Source organism: Rhizobium sp. LCM 4573, assembly GCF_001854865.1.
In the GTDB taxonomy this organism is placed as follows: Bacteria; Pseudomonadota; Alphaproteobacteria; order Rhizobiales; family Rhizobiaceae; genus Neorhizobium.
In genome coordinates, this window is the sequence record NZ_MDDW01000008.1 from 32,527 (window position 1) to 45,840 (window position 13,314).

10 protein-coding genes and 2 pseudogenes are annotated in these 13,314 nt (G+C 60.5%); 3 read left to right on the plus strand and 9 right to left on the minus strand.

All coding sequences use genetic code 11. From position 1 onward, the window contains the following. Positions 1–190 precede the first annotated feature (190 nt). Together ltrA and LCM4573_RS14375 are read left to right on the plus strand one after the other, a co-directional pair. Entirely contained in the window at positions 191–1,702 is a 1,512-nt protein-coding gene (ltrA, locus tag LCM4573_RS14370) for a group II intron reverse transcriptase/maturase (protein WP_071007058.1), read from the plus strand. Positions 1,703–1,811: 109 nt separating this feature from the next. Beyond that, on the plus strand, positions 1,812–2,510 hold the full coding sequence (locus tag LCM4573_RS14375) for a nucleotidyl transferase AbiEii/AbiGii toxin family protein (protein WP_244505317.1): 699 nt from the start codon (positions 1,812–1,814) through the stop codon (positions 2,508–2,510). A gap of 494 nt (positions 2,511–3,004) precedes the next feature. Here the strand turns inward: LCM4573_RS14375 and LCM4573_RS14380 are convergent, their stop codons facing one another. The 7 genes from LCM4573_RS14380 to LCM4573_RS14410 all read right to left on the minus strand — a co-directional run bounded on the left by LCM4573_RS14380 (position 3,005) and on the right by LCM4573_RS14410 (position 11,798). Next, the gene (locus tag LCM4573_RS14380; protein WP_071007060.1) at positions 3,005–4,132 is read right to left on the minus strand and encodes a Xaa-Pro peptidase family protein; all 1,128 of its coding nucleotides are present in this window, start codon (positions 4,130–4,132) and stop codon (positions 3,005–3,007) included. A gap of 2 nt (positions 4,133–4,134) precedes the next feature. Next, the gene (locus LCM4573_RS14385) at positions 4,135–5,355 is read right to left on the minus strand and encodes a M20 family metallopeptidase (RefSeq protein ID WP_071007062.1); all 1,221 of its coding nucleotides are present in this window, start codon (positions 5,353–5,355) and stop codon (positions 4,135–4,137) included. Positions 5,356–5,377: 22 nt separating this feature from the next. Then, positions 5,378–7,021 (minus strand): ABC transporter ATP-binding protein, encoded by a 1,644-nt coding sequence (nikE, locus tag LCM4573_RS14390; RefSeq protein WP_071007064.1) that lies wholly within the window; start codon positions 7,019–7,021, stop codon positions 5,378–5,380. A gap of 10 nt (positions 7,022–7,031) precedes the next feature. Then, positions 7,032–7,856, minus strand: a complete 825-nt coding sequence (locus LCM4573_RS14395; protein WP_071007066.1) for an ABC transporter permease — start codon at positions 7,854–7,856, stop codon at positions 7,032–7,034. Next, on the minus strand, positions 7,849–8,796 hold the full coding sequence (locus LCM4573_RS14400) for an ABC transporter permease (protein WP_071007068.1): 948 nt from the start codon (positions 8,794–8,796) through the stop codon (positions 7,849–7,851). The genes LCM4573_RS14395 and LCM4573_RS14400 overlap by 8 nt, the downstream gene beginning before the upstream one ends. A gap of 115 nt (positions 8,797–8,911) precedes the next feature. Then, entirely contained in the window at positions 8,912–10,462 is a 1,551-nt protein-coding gene (locus LCM4573_RS14405; protein ID WP_071007070.1) for an ABC transporter substrate-binding protein, read from the minus strand. A gap of 22 nt (positions 10,463–10,484) precedes the next feature. Continuing rightward, positions 10,485–11,798 (minus strand): M20 family metallopeptidase, encoded by a 1,314-nt coding sequence (locus LCM4573_RS14410; RefSeq protein WP_071007072.1) that lies wholly within the window; start codon positions 11,796–11,798, stop codon positions 10,485–10,487. 115 nt (positions 11,799–11,913) lie between these two features. Between LCM4573_RS14410 and LCM4573_RS14415 the strand changes: the two genes are divergently transcribed. Continuing rightward, positions 11,914–12,678 carry a GntR family transcriptional regulator gene (locus LCM4573_RS14415; protein ID WP_071007074.1) on the plus strand — a complete coding sequence of 255 codons (765 nt, stop codon included), beginning with the start codon at positions 11,914–11,916 and terminating at the stop codon, positions 12,676–12,678. Between the two features lie 62 nt (positions 12,679–12,740). On the opposite strand, the pseudogene LCM4573_RS28570 reads toward LCM4573_RS14415, so the two are convergent. Further along, positions 12,741–12,824: pseudogene (locus LCM4573_RS28570) on the minus strand (type II toxin-antitoxin system PemK/MazF family toxin); the annotation flags it as partial. Between the two features lie 67 nt (positions 12,825–12,891). Then, positions 12,892–12,948 (minus strand): annotated as a pseudogene (locus LCM4573_RS28855) (DUF3018 domain-containing protein); the annotation flags it as partial. Positions 12,949–13,314 lie beyond the last annotated feature (366 nt).

The following is a 13,314-nucleotide window of genomic DNA, read 5'->3' on the forward strand; positions in this document are numbered from 1 at the left end:
AGGYACGAAGGTTGGAAATCGGAACACGGGAACTTGAACGGTCTGCCCGGCAGGAACCGGGCTAGCCGCGACGACCGGAGACGGGCGCGTTCAAGGGCGGAGCCTCCGTAGTAGTTTGAGCCCGGAAAAGCCGGGCACATGGCGAAGGGAGGCAGGAAGACGATCGGTTGGCATGGCGGAGGAGTGATCTGTGGACACGGATCATCAGGCTGATAAAGCTTGGGTACTCGGCGTTCAGCGCAAACTGTATCAGTGGAGTAAGGCGAATCCCGATCAGTGGCGGGACATGTGGGGCTGGCTGACAGACTCGCGCATGCTTCGTCATGCTTGGCGTCGTGTGTCCACCAACAAGGGCGGGCGCACAGCCGGGGTCGACGGGATGACCGTAGGACGCATCCGGAAGAAGGGAGAGCTACGCTTCCTTGCCGGGATTCAGGACGAACTGCGCTCCGGCGCATATCGGCCGAGTCCGGCGAGACGCAAGCTCATTCCCAAAGCCGGTAAACCGGGGCAATTCCGGCCCTTGGGCATTCCGACGGTCAAGGACCGCGTTGTACAAAGCGCGGTCAAAGTACTTCTGGAGCCAATCTTCGAGGCGCAATTCTGGCATGTTTCTTACGGGTTCAGGCCCGGACGGAGCACGCACGGCGCCTTGGAGCATATCCGACGGGCTGCTCAGTCGCATAAACGCGGCGGCGATACCCGGCGGCACGGGATGCCATATCCGTGGGTTATCGAGGGAGACATCAAGGGCTGCTTTGACAACATCAACCATCACTACCTGATGGAGCGGCTACGCAAACGCGTCGCCGATCAGCGGGTGACATGGCTGGTCGGGCAGTTCTTAAAAGCCGGTGTGCTGGCGGAGGATCAGTTCTTCCGCACGGAAGCCGGAACCCCGCAGGGTGGGATCATATCACCGTTGCTCGCCAACATTGCGCTCAGCGCGATTGAGGAGAGATATAAACGGTGGGTACACCCGAATCTGACGGGGAGGTCTTCCCGACAATCAATACTCAAGGGGGCATCGGATAGGCGCATGTGGGATCGCAAGGCAGGAATCTGCGTGTGCTTCCCTGTGCGCTATGCGGACGACTTCGTGGTGCTGGTTTCCGGCACGCAGGAACAGGCCATCAAGGAGAAATCCGCGCTGGCAAAATATCTGCGGGAAACAACGGGCCTTGAGTTGTCACCGGAAAAGACGAGGATCACTGCCATAACGGACGGGTTCGAGTTTCTCGGATTCCGCTTCGGAATGGAATGGGACAGGCGATATGGATATTGTGCACGCGTACAAATCCCTAAGGTTAAGTCCCTCGATCTCCGTCACAAAGTCAAGGAGTGCACCGGGCGCGACAGCGCGAGAGGCACCCTTGGCGCAAAGCTTCAGGAGCTTAATCCCATCCTGCGCGGATGGGCGAATTACTTCCGTTTCTGCTACGGAGCCAGCAACGTGTTTACCAGCCTCGACTGGTACACCGGGGATCGGCTCTGGCGCTGGCAGCGGAAAGTTCGCCCGAACGCCAATGCAGGTGAGATCGCTAAAGGCCGACAACGCAGCAGTCGCCGTCCGACGGTCAGACTGTGGCGCGATGGGCACGTCGAGCAATATATGCTCGCATGGACTCCCGTCTGTCGGTTTCGTCTTGCGTGGATGGGAACGCCAAACTTCGCCATGTCTTCTGGCGAGCCGGATGCATAACGAAAGATGCACGTCCGGTTCTGCGAGGGGTGGTGAGAAACGGACCGCTGAAAAGGCGGCACCGCGCTCGCCACCTACTCCACATCTTCGGATAAATCCGCCGCATGGAATGGCTGTCGCCGTCGACCGCAATCAGGACAAGCCGAAACAGATCGAAAGCCGGCGGAATTTCTATGACAGGCTGGCAGAAGAAATCTCGATCGATGGAATAACCAGTATCGAGCGGGATCATATCTTCGATGACGAGAAGTTTCGAAGCGGCGGCATACGCCTGCATTATCCCACCGCAACCTCCGATGAAACGGACCTGAAGGAAGGCGTTCTCCTGGAGCTCGGATTCGACGACGTCACACCGAACCGGCCGGTCGACATCAGTTCATGGGCCTACGACTTTGCCGTCGACAAGGTGAACATTACCGACAATCGCGCGCTCGGCATCGTCTGCTACCATCCCGGCTATACGCTGGTGGAAAAACTTCAGACGATCTCCACAAAATTCCGCAAGCAGCGCGAAACAGGGGAGTTTCCCGCGAACTTCCTGCGTCACTACTACGATGTCTACGCGCTTCTCGGAAACACTGAGGTTCTCGAGTTTTTGGGCAGCGACAGGTACTTCGCTCACAAGGAAAAGCGGTTCCGGTCTGAGGAGCGGAATCTGACGGTCAATCCGGCCTTCAACGTCACCGACAAAGCCGTCTTCGCTGAATATCAGGCAGCCTACCGCAGCACGAGGTCCCTTTATTATCGAGAGCGCCCCACCTTTGAGAAAATCATTGAGCGCATAAGAGAGTTCGCCACAAGGCTTTGACTAAACCCCATTGCGGGGCAAGATTTGAACCTACGCATGTCCTTTCTCCGGCGTTTAATCATTAAATGTGCCCTCCCGCGCCTCTGCGTATTCCAGCGTGATCGGGAGCAGACGAACGTGATGCATAACCACCAAGGCATATAGTTCCTCCACGGCGGTGACGAACTGAATCATGACCAACATAGCCAGCGTTATGCTGCAGTTCGTTAGTCGCTCGTTGCGTCATCAACGACACGATCAACGGGCAATGCTTTCCCTCTAAATGGAGCAGCAACTCGCGCCAGAGGTCGGGCGGCGACATCATCGACATCGACAATTTCAGCAGCCACACATCGGCGCCGTGCGTCAGTTCCGATTAAAACCGCTCCTCGCTTCAGCTCCCGCCACCCTATTCCTGCGCTCTCGCCCGGATCGAGCAAGCCTTTGCCAAGATCAAGCACTGAATGGCATCCCGTCACGCAGGTACACGAGAACGACATCCGGCTGCATGTTTCTTAGTGATCTCCGATCGTTAGAATACACCGCGGGCTTTCGGTGAGGCGAACACCTCCAGCTTTTCCAACAGCGACCGTCTCGCTGAAGCCGAGACCTTGAGCCGTCGCATAGAGATGAAAGACCATGCCCTCCTCCAGCATCCAATCGGATGTCGGCAGRAAGACGCGGGAAAAATCGCTGGTGCGCGGCGTTCGTGTATAGAGGCCGAGAGTATAAGCCGTGACGTTTTCGTAAGTGGGCCGCAAGCCGGCTTCCAATGCACCCTGGCGCATGATGGCATCGACCTCACGCGCAGAGACGCCGGGCTTCATCGCTGCAATCTGGCGATCCTGCAGGGTGATCAATTTTCCTGCCACCGCCTGTAGCGTCGAAGATGGTTCTCCCACCATGATCGGTCGCATCAATCGCGCGCCATAATTGCCGACGCGCGGGATCAGCTCGACATGCAGGATGTCGCCCTCGCCGATCGCCTCCGTCTTGAAGGCACCATGCAGGAATTCATGGCTGCCGGAAGCTTTAACCACCGGACCGACCTCACCCGTGTCGGCCCCCTCGCGTAGGAAAATGCCGGAGGCGATTGCCGCCGCATCGCGCGTCGTCATGCCGGATTGGGCCTGCTTTGCGATTTCGAGCATAGCTCTGTCGGCGATCGCGGATGCCTGCTTCAATACGGCGATCTCTTCTTCCGATTTCACCCAGCGCAGGCTGTCGCTGATCCCCGGCATCGGCACGAAAGTCGCCTCAGGCAAAAGCTCCTGCAGCCGCATGAAGGTCGCAGCACTCATACTGTAGGAATTGGTGTCGAGGCCGATCCGGGCCTTGCCAAACCCGTGACCACGGACGCTGCACGCGACCGCCGCCTGCGCTTCCTCGGTATCGGCGAACCCGATGACGTCGGCAATCCAGCTCTTTTCCCGACAAGGCGCCTCGTCGAGCGCCCTCAGCGTGAACCAGGCATCGTCTTCGCGCGGCAGGAAGGCCGCGCGATACATGGTTTCCGAGACGGTATAGCCCGTGAGCCAAGCCAGGCACTCGCCGCTGTCCACCAGCAGGAAATCGACGCTCGCGGACGCCATGGCGTCCCGGGCAAGAGCGATGCGGCGATCGAATTCCGCCCGGGAAAACATGGTCAGGCCACCTCGCAGATATCGAGGATGGTCAGCATGTAGACACGGATCATGTCGAGATAATCGACGATATCGACCCGCTCGTCGGGCATGGTGTTGTAGCGCCCGCCCGGACCGCAGACGATGCCTTCCATGCCGAGCTCCTTGTAGAGATGGCCGGCATCGGTACCGTAGAAGCGCGTTGGTGTGATCGCGCCGGTCGGCTGCTTTTCGCCGCGTACGGCCTCGTAGGCCGCATTGATCGACTTGACGATGCGCGAATCTGGAGAAACCTCGAAGGGCGGCATCAGCGGGCGGCCTTCAATCATTTCCGGAACCAGCTTTGCCTTTAGGCCGGGGAAGCGGCCTTCCAGTGCCCTCAGTTCCTTGTCGAGGTCGGCCAGAACGCCTTCCTGGGTCTGGCCCGGCGCGTAGCGGCATGAACCCTTGAGACGAACGAAATCGGCAACCTGTGGCGGACGCCATTCCTCGAAGTTACGGCCAAGTGCGCCATGAACGACGCCGACATGGCCGCGGTTGATCGAGCGGTGTACGTCGCTCTTGGCGCCGCTGAAGGTCATGGCGTTGATGCGCGGGATGATGTCGCAGGCGGCCGCGATGGCATCGACCGATTCCTCGCGTTTGGAGAGGTGGCGCGTGTCCCCGGTCAGCTCGATGACATAGCTGAGTGCAGCCGCATGCATGGTGACGGCGACGAGGTCGCTCGGCTCGCTGTTGATGAAATAGTCTGCCTTGACACCGTGCCTGATGGCCGCGAGCGTACCGACGCCGCCCTGCAACTCGCCGACGACGAATGTCAGGACGACATCGCCCTTCAGCTTGACGCCGGCGTCGAGCAGCGTCTTCACGGCGCAGAAATAGGCAGCGTCACCAGCCTTCATGTTGGAAACGCCGATGCCGTAGATGAATTTGTCATCGACAAGGCCGGAATAGGGATCGACCGTCCAGCCCTCAGTCACCGGATTGGTGTCGAGATGACCGTTGAACAGCAGGCTCTTGCCGCCGCCGGTGCCCTTCAGGCGGCCGATGGCGTTGAAGCGCCGGCCTTCGTCAAAAGGCTGGAGTTCGGCTTCGACGCCGATCTTCTCAAGCTCCTTCGCCATCCAGCGGGCGAGCTCGCGCTCGCCGTCGGTTTCCGAATGGCTCTTGTGCTGGACCATCTTCGACAAGAAATCGAGGCAGGCCTTTTCGTCGATCCGGTCCAACAGGGACTTCGGGTCCATTGTCATGCTCCTTGATGAAATATCACTGGTATTTGGCGGCGGCGCGCGGCACCGCCTCGATCAGGCGGCGGGTATATTCCGCCCGATCAGGGTTCTCGATCTCGGCCGCCTTCACCACCTCGATCAGGTCGCCGCGATACATGACGGCGATCCGGTGGGCGATCTGGCGGATGAGGTTGAGATCGTGGGTGATGAAGAGATAGGCCGTGCCACTCGCCTTCTGCAGTTCGAGCAGCAGTTCGACGATCGAGGCTTGCACCGAGACGTCGAGTGCCGAGGTAATCTCGTCGCAGATGACGAGCCTCGGCTTCGACGCGAATGCGCGGGCAATCGCGACGCGCTGCTTCTCGCCCCCCGAGAGCTGGTGCGGGTAGCGCTGCGCGTGGGTGCGCGGCAGGCGCACCTGTTCCAGCATGTCGCCGATCCGCTTGTCGAGATCGGCCGTGTCGCCGAACAGTTTCAGCGGACGCGACAGGATTTCCGAAATCTTCTGGCGCGGATTGAGCGAGGCGTCGGGATGCTGGAAGATGATCTGCACGTCCTTCCGATAGGCGGTGTCCATGTCAGCAAGGCTGCCAATCTGCYGGCCGTCGAACCAGATCCTGCCTTCGAAGCGGTTGAGGCCGGTCATTGCTTTCGCCAGCGTCGACTTGCCGGAACCGGATTCGCCGACGATGCCGAGGATTTCGCCCGGATCGATGCTGAGGCTGATGGCATTGTTGCCGGTGACGCGTTCGGTCTTCCTGCCAGTCAATGCCGCAAGGAACGACTTGCGGCCGAAATGCACGCTGACATTCTCGACCTTCACGAGCGGCGTTTCCGCAACCGCGACATCGTCCTTCACCAGACGGCGGGTGGGATCGGGAACCGCGGCGATCAGCTCTCGGGTATATTCCTCCTTCGGATTGCCGAAGATTTCGCGAACACTCCCCTGCTCCACAATATCGCCGCGCCGGATGACCGCAACGCGGCTTGCCGTGCGGGCGACCAGTGCGAGGTCGTGGGAGATGTAGAGCGAGGCGACACCGGTTTCAGCCTGCAACTCGATGAACAGGTCGAGGATCTGCCGCGAGGTGATGACGTCGAGCGCCGTGGTCGGCTCGTCGAAGATGATGCATTCCGGATTGCAGGCGAAGGCCGATGCGATGACAACGCGCTGCTTCTCGCCGCCGGATGCCTCATGCGGCATGCGGTGCATCATCTGTGCCGGGGTTTTGAGYCCGACATGGGCAAGCAGCGCCTCCCCCTCCTTCCAGGCCTGCTGGCGGGTCAGGCCACGATGACGGACCAGCACTTCCGAGAGCTGGGTTCCGAGCGACAGCGTCGGGTTGAGCGATGTGCTGGGGTCCTGAAACACCATGCTGATTCGCCGCCCGCGGAAGGCCTCGATCTCGCTTCCGGCCTTTTCGAGAAGGTTGTCGCCGCCGAGCAGGATGYGACCACCCGGCTCGCGGGCATTCTTCGGCAGGTAGCGCATGATCGACCAGGCGAGCGACGTCTTGCCGGAACCGGACTCRCCGACGAGGCCGAGGATCTCGCCACGGTTGATGGCAAGCTCGATGTTCTTCAGCGCGTGATAGGGCCCGGTTGCCGTCTCGTAATCCAGCGAATAGTTCTCTATCGCGAGAACCGGGGAAAGGACCGGGTGTTCTTCCGTGTTCGTCATGGTCTTGACCTCAGGTTCGCGGATTGAGGGCGTCGCGAAGTCCGTCGCCCAGGAGATTGAAGCCGACGGCAACGACGGCGATCGCTACGCTCGGCCAGATCAGGATGCCCGCGGAGAGATGCATGTAGCGGCGCGCTTCCGAGACCATCAGGCCCCATTCGGCAGCCGGCGGCTGGGCGCCGAGGCCAAGGAAGCTGAGCGTTGCGAACAGCATCACGRCGAAGGAGACGCGGATGGTCATCTCGACGATGATCGGCGCGATCACGTTGGGCAGCATTTCGCGGCGGATGATGTAGGCGGAGCTTTCGCCACGGGCGATCGCCGCATTGACGTAATCCTGCTTGCGCACCGAGAGCGCCACGCTCCGAGTGATGCGCGCCATGCCCGGCGCAAACGCGATTGCGACCGCCACCAGCGCGTTGACCGTGCTGGAGCCGAGCAGATTGACCACGAGCAGAGCGAAGAGGAGGCTCGGGATCGACATGATCGCGTCGATCGTGCGCATGATCAGTTCATCGGCCCTTCCGCCGAGGAAAGCGGAGGTCGTGCCGATGAAGGCGCCAACCAGCGTCCCGGCAATGGTGGCGAGCACCGCCATGACGACAGTGGCGCGGGCGCCGATCAGGAGGCGGCTGAAGATATCCCGGCCGTATTGATCGGTGCCGAGCCAGTAATCGAGGCTCGGGCCCTTGTAGCGGGCGAGCGGCGACAGTTTTTCCGGATCATGCGGCGCGATCATGGGACCGAACACGACGATCAGCAGCACAACCAACACGAGGGTGAGACCGATGAAGCCTTGTGGCGTCTTCAGGAGACGTTTCATGAACTCAGTCATACTGGATCCGCTTGTCGAGCCACGCATAGAGGATGTCGGCGATGAAATTGACGATGGAGTAGGTGGCGGCCATGATCRGCACCCCCGCCTGGATGGCCGGCAGGTCGCGCGCTTGAATGGCGACGATCAACTGGCGGCCGATGCCGGGGATCGCGAAGATCTCTTCCACCACGATGACACCGCCGAGCAGGTAACCGACGTCAAGCGCCACGATGGTGATGGTCGGTAGAAGTGCATTGCGCAGCGCATGGCGGCGCAGGACCTCGCCGCGCGAGATGCCCTTCAGCCGGGCGGCGCGGATATAATCCGTGTGCAGCACATCCACGAGCTCGGAGCGCACCATGCGCGATACGTGGGCGATCAGGATCACCGAGATGACGCAGACGGGAAGGACAAGGTGGGCAATGCCGCTGGCGAAGTTCTCCGTCAGCGGCACATAGCCGGTCGGCGGCAACCACTTCATCCAGTCAGCGAACACGAGAACGGCGACCGTGGCGGTCACGAATTCGGGAAGCGCCACACCAGCATAGGAAACCAGACTGACCACCATGTCGGCGACCTTGCCGCGCCGGACGGCGGCGACGATACCGAGGGGGATCGCGATGATCAGCATGAGTCCGATGGACAGGAAGGCAAGAAGAAGCGAACGGCCGAGGGCCTCGAACATGACAGGGCCCACAGGCTGGCCGGTCCGAAGCGAGGTGCCGAGGTCGCCTTGCAGCACATGCCAGAACCATGTCGCGTATTGCTGCCATATGGGCGCATCGAGCCCCATGGTCTGGCGCAGCGCATCGAGCGCTTCCTGCGTGGCGTTTTCACCCAGCATCATCACCGCGGCATCGGCGGGGAGGATCTGCGTGATGGCGAAGACGATAAGCGAAACGATGAAGAGCGTATAGACGATCATCACCAGCCGCTTGGCTATGTAATTGGGAGACACGGCTGTGTTCCTTGCAGGTCAAGGGCTGGACGCTTCAAAAGTGTCCAGCGGTCCGGCGCAAACTCGAGGATCTTACAGCGCCACGCGCCCTCGGGAACGCGTAGCGCTGCAAAGATCAGCCGCGCTTGCGTCGCTCGTCGGTGAGCGAGACGTGGTCGAGGCGGAAAACCGATGCGCGCGGATGGGCTTCGAAACCGCTGACCCAGCTGCGCTTGGCGGCCAGCACGTCGAAGAAGGACGGGATGATCGAAGGAACATCCTCGTTCATCAGTTCCTGCGCCTTGGTATAGAGCTCGGTCCGTTTGGCTTCGTCCGTGGTGCCTCGAGCTTCGGCCACCAGAGCATCGAATTCCTTGTTGTTCCAGCGCGTCTCGTTCCACGAGGCATCCGAGGTATAGAGAAGCTTGAAAATGCCATCCGGCGTCGGCTGCATGTTGTAGAAGCCGACGTAGAAGCTGCCCTTCTTCCAGACCTGCTCAAGATAGGTGGCATGCGGCATGGTCTGGACATTGATGGTGATGCCGGCCTCCTTGGCCATTTCCTTCAACGCCACAGCGAGCTGGGTGCGAACGGCCGGTCGGTCCGATGCGACCAGGGTCGCTTCCAGACCATTCGGGAAACCCGCCTCGGTCAGAAGCTTCTTGGCTTCCTCTATGTTCTTCTCACGCTTTGCGACATCCTTGAAGAAGCGGTAGGACGCGTTGAGCGGCGTATCGTTTCCAGGGGTTCCGAAGCCTTCGGTGACAAACCCGACCATGGCCTCACGATCGACGGTGAGCGCGATCGCCCGGCGAACACGAGCATCATTGAAGGGGGCCGTATCGCAGCCGAAGTTGATGTTGCAGAATTGGCCTGACGGGGTGCGCAGCACGTCGACGCCGTCATTGCCTTCGAGACGCATGTATTCCGTCGGCTGCAGCGTCGAGATGATGTCGACATTGCCGGCGATCATCGCCGACCCTTCCGCCGAGATGTCCGGGAAGACCTGGACCTCGACGCGATCGAGATACGGACGTGCCGGATCGTAATAGTTCGGATTACGCTCGACGACGATCAGACGATCAGGCTCGTAGGAGACGAGCTTGAACGGACCGGTACCCACCGCCTTGGTGGACAGACTCTTCAGGTCRCCGGTGGCGATTGCCGCCGGGATGATGCGGGCATTGGTATAGGCCATCGCGACAGGCAAGTCGGCATAGGGTCCCGACAATTTGAACAGTACGGTGGCGTCGTCGATAGCGACGATATCGGAAATCGGGCCGACATTGTTGCGGCCGGGCGACGCGGTTGCCGGATCGAGGATCGCCTTGAATGTCGCGACGACGTCGTTTGCCGTGAAGGCGGAGCCGTCGTGGAAGGTGACACCCTTGCGCAGCTTGAAGGTCCACTCGGTCAAGCCGTCATTCGGCGTCCAGCTTTCGGCAAGATCAGGTTCCACCGACATGTCGACCTTGATGCGGGTCAGATTGCTGTAGAGCAGCTCCGTGACCAGATATTCCGGATTGACGCGCGTCAGCAGCGGATGGATGACGCTTGCCGCCTGATCCACGGAAATCCGCAATGTACCGCCCTTGGCCGGCGCTGCAGACTGCGCCATGCTGAGCGAGGGCGCGGCAAAAATGGCGGCGGTGCCCGCCAGGAAGAAGCGACGTTTCATTTCCAGCATGTGTAGTTCCCCTTTTTGCGTATTAGTTGCCGTTTTCAGGAATGCAGTCCGCGGCAAAGTCGGCCGCGAGATAGGCAAGGATGCTCTTGGCGAGCGCTATGATGTCCTGGCGGGTCGTGTGCTCTTCCGGGCTGTGGATGCAGCTCTCCGGCCGGCCAAGCCCACCCAGGAGAACCTCCGGGCCAAAGCCGGCTTTCTGGACGTAGCCGAAGTCCGAACAGCTGGCGGCGCCCCATTTGCTGAAATCCTCCGGCCGGTAGCCGAAGCCGAGCGACAGCGCTTTTTGCCAGCGCGGCCAGTGCGGGCCGTCAGGGTCTTCGGTCGGGATCAGATGGCCGACAAGATCGATGGCGATCCCGAGATCCGTTCCGGCAATGCAGGCGCGGACCGCAGCTTCGATTTCGGCGCGCGCCTCCTCATAGTTTTCTTCCGGCGCATAGCGGCGGCTGACGAGGATCTTGATTTCGGCCGGAACCTGGCCACCCGCCGTTCCGCCATTGACTGCCGAGATCGTAAGCTGCGGCTTCAGCGGGCCGGACGCATGCGGCGGCGGCGCGAGTTTGGACGCCCGGCTCTCCACCTTCGGCTTCAGCTCCGACAGGGCATTGAGAACCGGCAGCGCGCCCTCGATAGCATTGATCCCGGCACCGGTCCGATTGCCTTCGCCGGCGTGAACCGCATGGCCGGTAATCGTCACCTGCAGATTGAAGATGCCGAAGCAGCCCGCCCAGATGCGGGGCGCAGCCGATCCGTTGAAATTGACGATGTGCCCCTTCAGCATGCCCTGTTCCGCCAGGTAGCGAATACCCGGATAGAGCCCGCCCTCCTCGTCCGTGCACAGGAGCAGCATCGGATCATAGAAGAGCGGCACGCCGTTTTCCTTCGCCGCCCGAAGCGCCAGAAGGGTCGCCGCGATCGTACCCTTCATGTCGGCCGCGCCCAAGCCAAAAAGCTTGTCGTCTTCGACCGTCAGGGCGAGAGGATCGCGCGTCCAGCCCGGTGCGACGGGAACCGTATCGACGTGATAATAAAGGCCGCAGACCGGGCGGCCGGTTTCACGGGTTGCGACCAGGTTCATCCGCTTACCCGCCGCCGGACCACCCGCCACATGCCAGAGGTCTTGCGGCACCGTCACCCGATCGAAATCGAAGCCGAGGGGCGCCAGAAGCTCCATCATCAGATCCGCAAAGGCGTCATAACCAAGTCCAGGCGGAAATGACGTATCCACGGCGACCATCCGCGCTAAATCCTGGATGGCGATCTCGACATCGCGCTCAATCGCTGCCATGGCAGACATGATGAAGTCTTGCTGCAAGGCGGGTTGCTGCTTGGTCATCGCAGTGTCCTCGGCACCGTAGCGCCCGCCTCCTCAGCTTGCGCTTTAATATAAACTATATAGTAATACTGCGTAGATCGACAGCACGAGTCAACTCCAAAGAAGAGGCAAATCATTGCCGGAACTGCCTAATAATTCATCAGAAGCAGCCGGGCTCAGCGAGCTGTCTCTGCCGCTATATGAAGTGGTGAAGCGGCAGATCACTGAGGCCATCATGCTCGGCGAACTGCAGCCGGGCTCCGTTCTGCCCAGTGAAGTGGCACTGTCGCAAACCTACAGGGTCGCCGTCGGCACCATTCGCCGCGCGTTGATGGATCTCACCAATGACGGTCTRCTCAGCCGGCGCCGGAAGACGGGCACGGTCGTCACCGGCCGCAAGCCGCAACATAGTCTGAGGCTGTTCTTCCAGTATTTCCGCCTGCACGGCCTCGACGGATCACTCAGCAAGTCCGTGACGACCGTCACATCACTCGATCATGGCATAGCCTCTGCCGGTGATGCGCAAAAGCTTCAGATCGACGAAGGCTCGCCCGTCATCGTTTTCCATCGCGTTAGAAACGTCGACGATCGACCGATCATGCATGAGACACTGACACTTGCCAGATCGCGAGTTCCCAACTTTCCCAATCGCCCGGAAGACATACCGCCACTCTTCTACCTGCATCTGCTGGAACATTATGGAATCCGGATATCAGCGATCCGGGAGCAGATCGGCGCCGATCTCGCGACAGAGGCCGACGCTCGCTGGCTTGAACTGACCCTTCCAGCCGCGGTGCTGACGATTGACGAAGTGGCATATGATCAGCTGGCCGCACCGGTATTGATCTCTGCACATCGCGCAACCACGGCTCACCACCGCTATGTAAATGAGGTGCAATAACGACCACGATCGAGATAGACATGAAGCGGCAAGAGATTCAGGCGGTGAAAACCAAAAAGTTCTTCATCCTGGACAATCACCACTGGGCGCGGCTTGCCCGCATAGTCGTTGCCGCCCGCTACCGTCCAGATATCGCCACGTCTCATTCATCGCCCAATCCGTAACAGCGTCGATGAACGCCTGATCATCCGCAGCCTGCTCGCTGGTTGCAACTGAAAGCGATTGGCGATGCGCCTCGGCTCTGAATGACGGCGCACGCACATCCGGCACCCAGATCTGGATCGGGCGGAGCCCCTAAGCGCGCAACCGAGCGCGATGCTGACCCACCTTCACGCGTGACGGCTTTGGCTTCGACGCAGAGGCCATGTCTTTCTCCGGCTTTATTCGTTACATGTAACTCATCATAGATACCGGCCCTTGCCAATGGTTTCATTTGAACGCGCCCAGAACAGGACTATTCGAAGCAGGCAGCCGTCTTTGCCGCCGCCGTCGAGCGGGTTATGGAGCGCTTCGCGCTCTCACCTCGTCATTCAACCTCTTTGCGATTGGTCGGGCGAACAAACTCAAGAGCATCAAGGAGACGACGGCCAATGACATTGTCCGGATGAATAAAGAACTGGCTCGGTTCGATCGCCG

Coding starts and splice junctions, on each gene's coding strand:
- LCM4573_RS14375 (WP_244505317.1), top strand. CDS start 1,812: ATGGCTGTCGCCGTCGACCGCAATCAGGACAAGCCGAAACAGATCGAA.
- LCM4573_RS14385 (WP_071007062.1), bottom strand. CDS start 5,355: ATGGACCCGAAGTCCCTGTTGGACCGGATCGACGAAAAGGCCTGCCTC.
- LCM4573_RS14410 (WP_071007072.1), bottom strand. CDS start 11,798: ATGACCAAGCAGCAACCCGCCTTGCAGCAAGACTTCATCATGTCTGCC.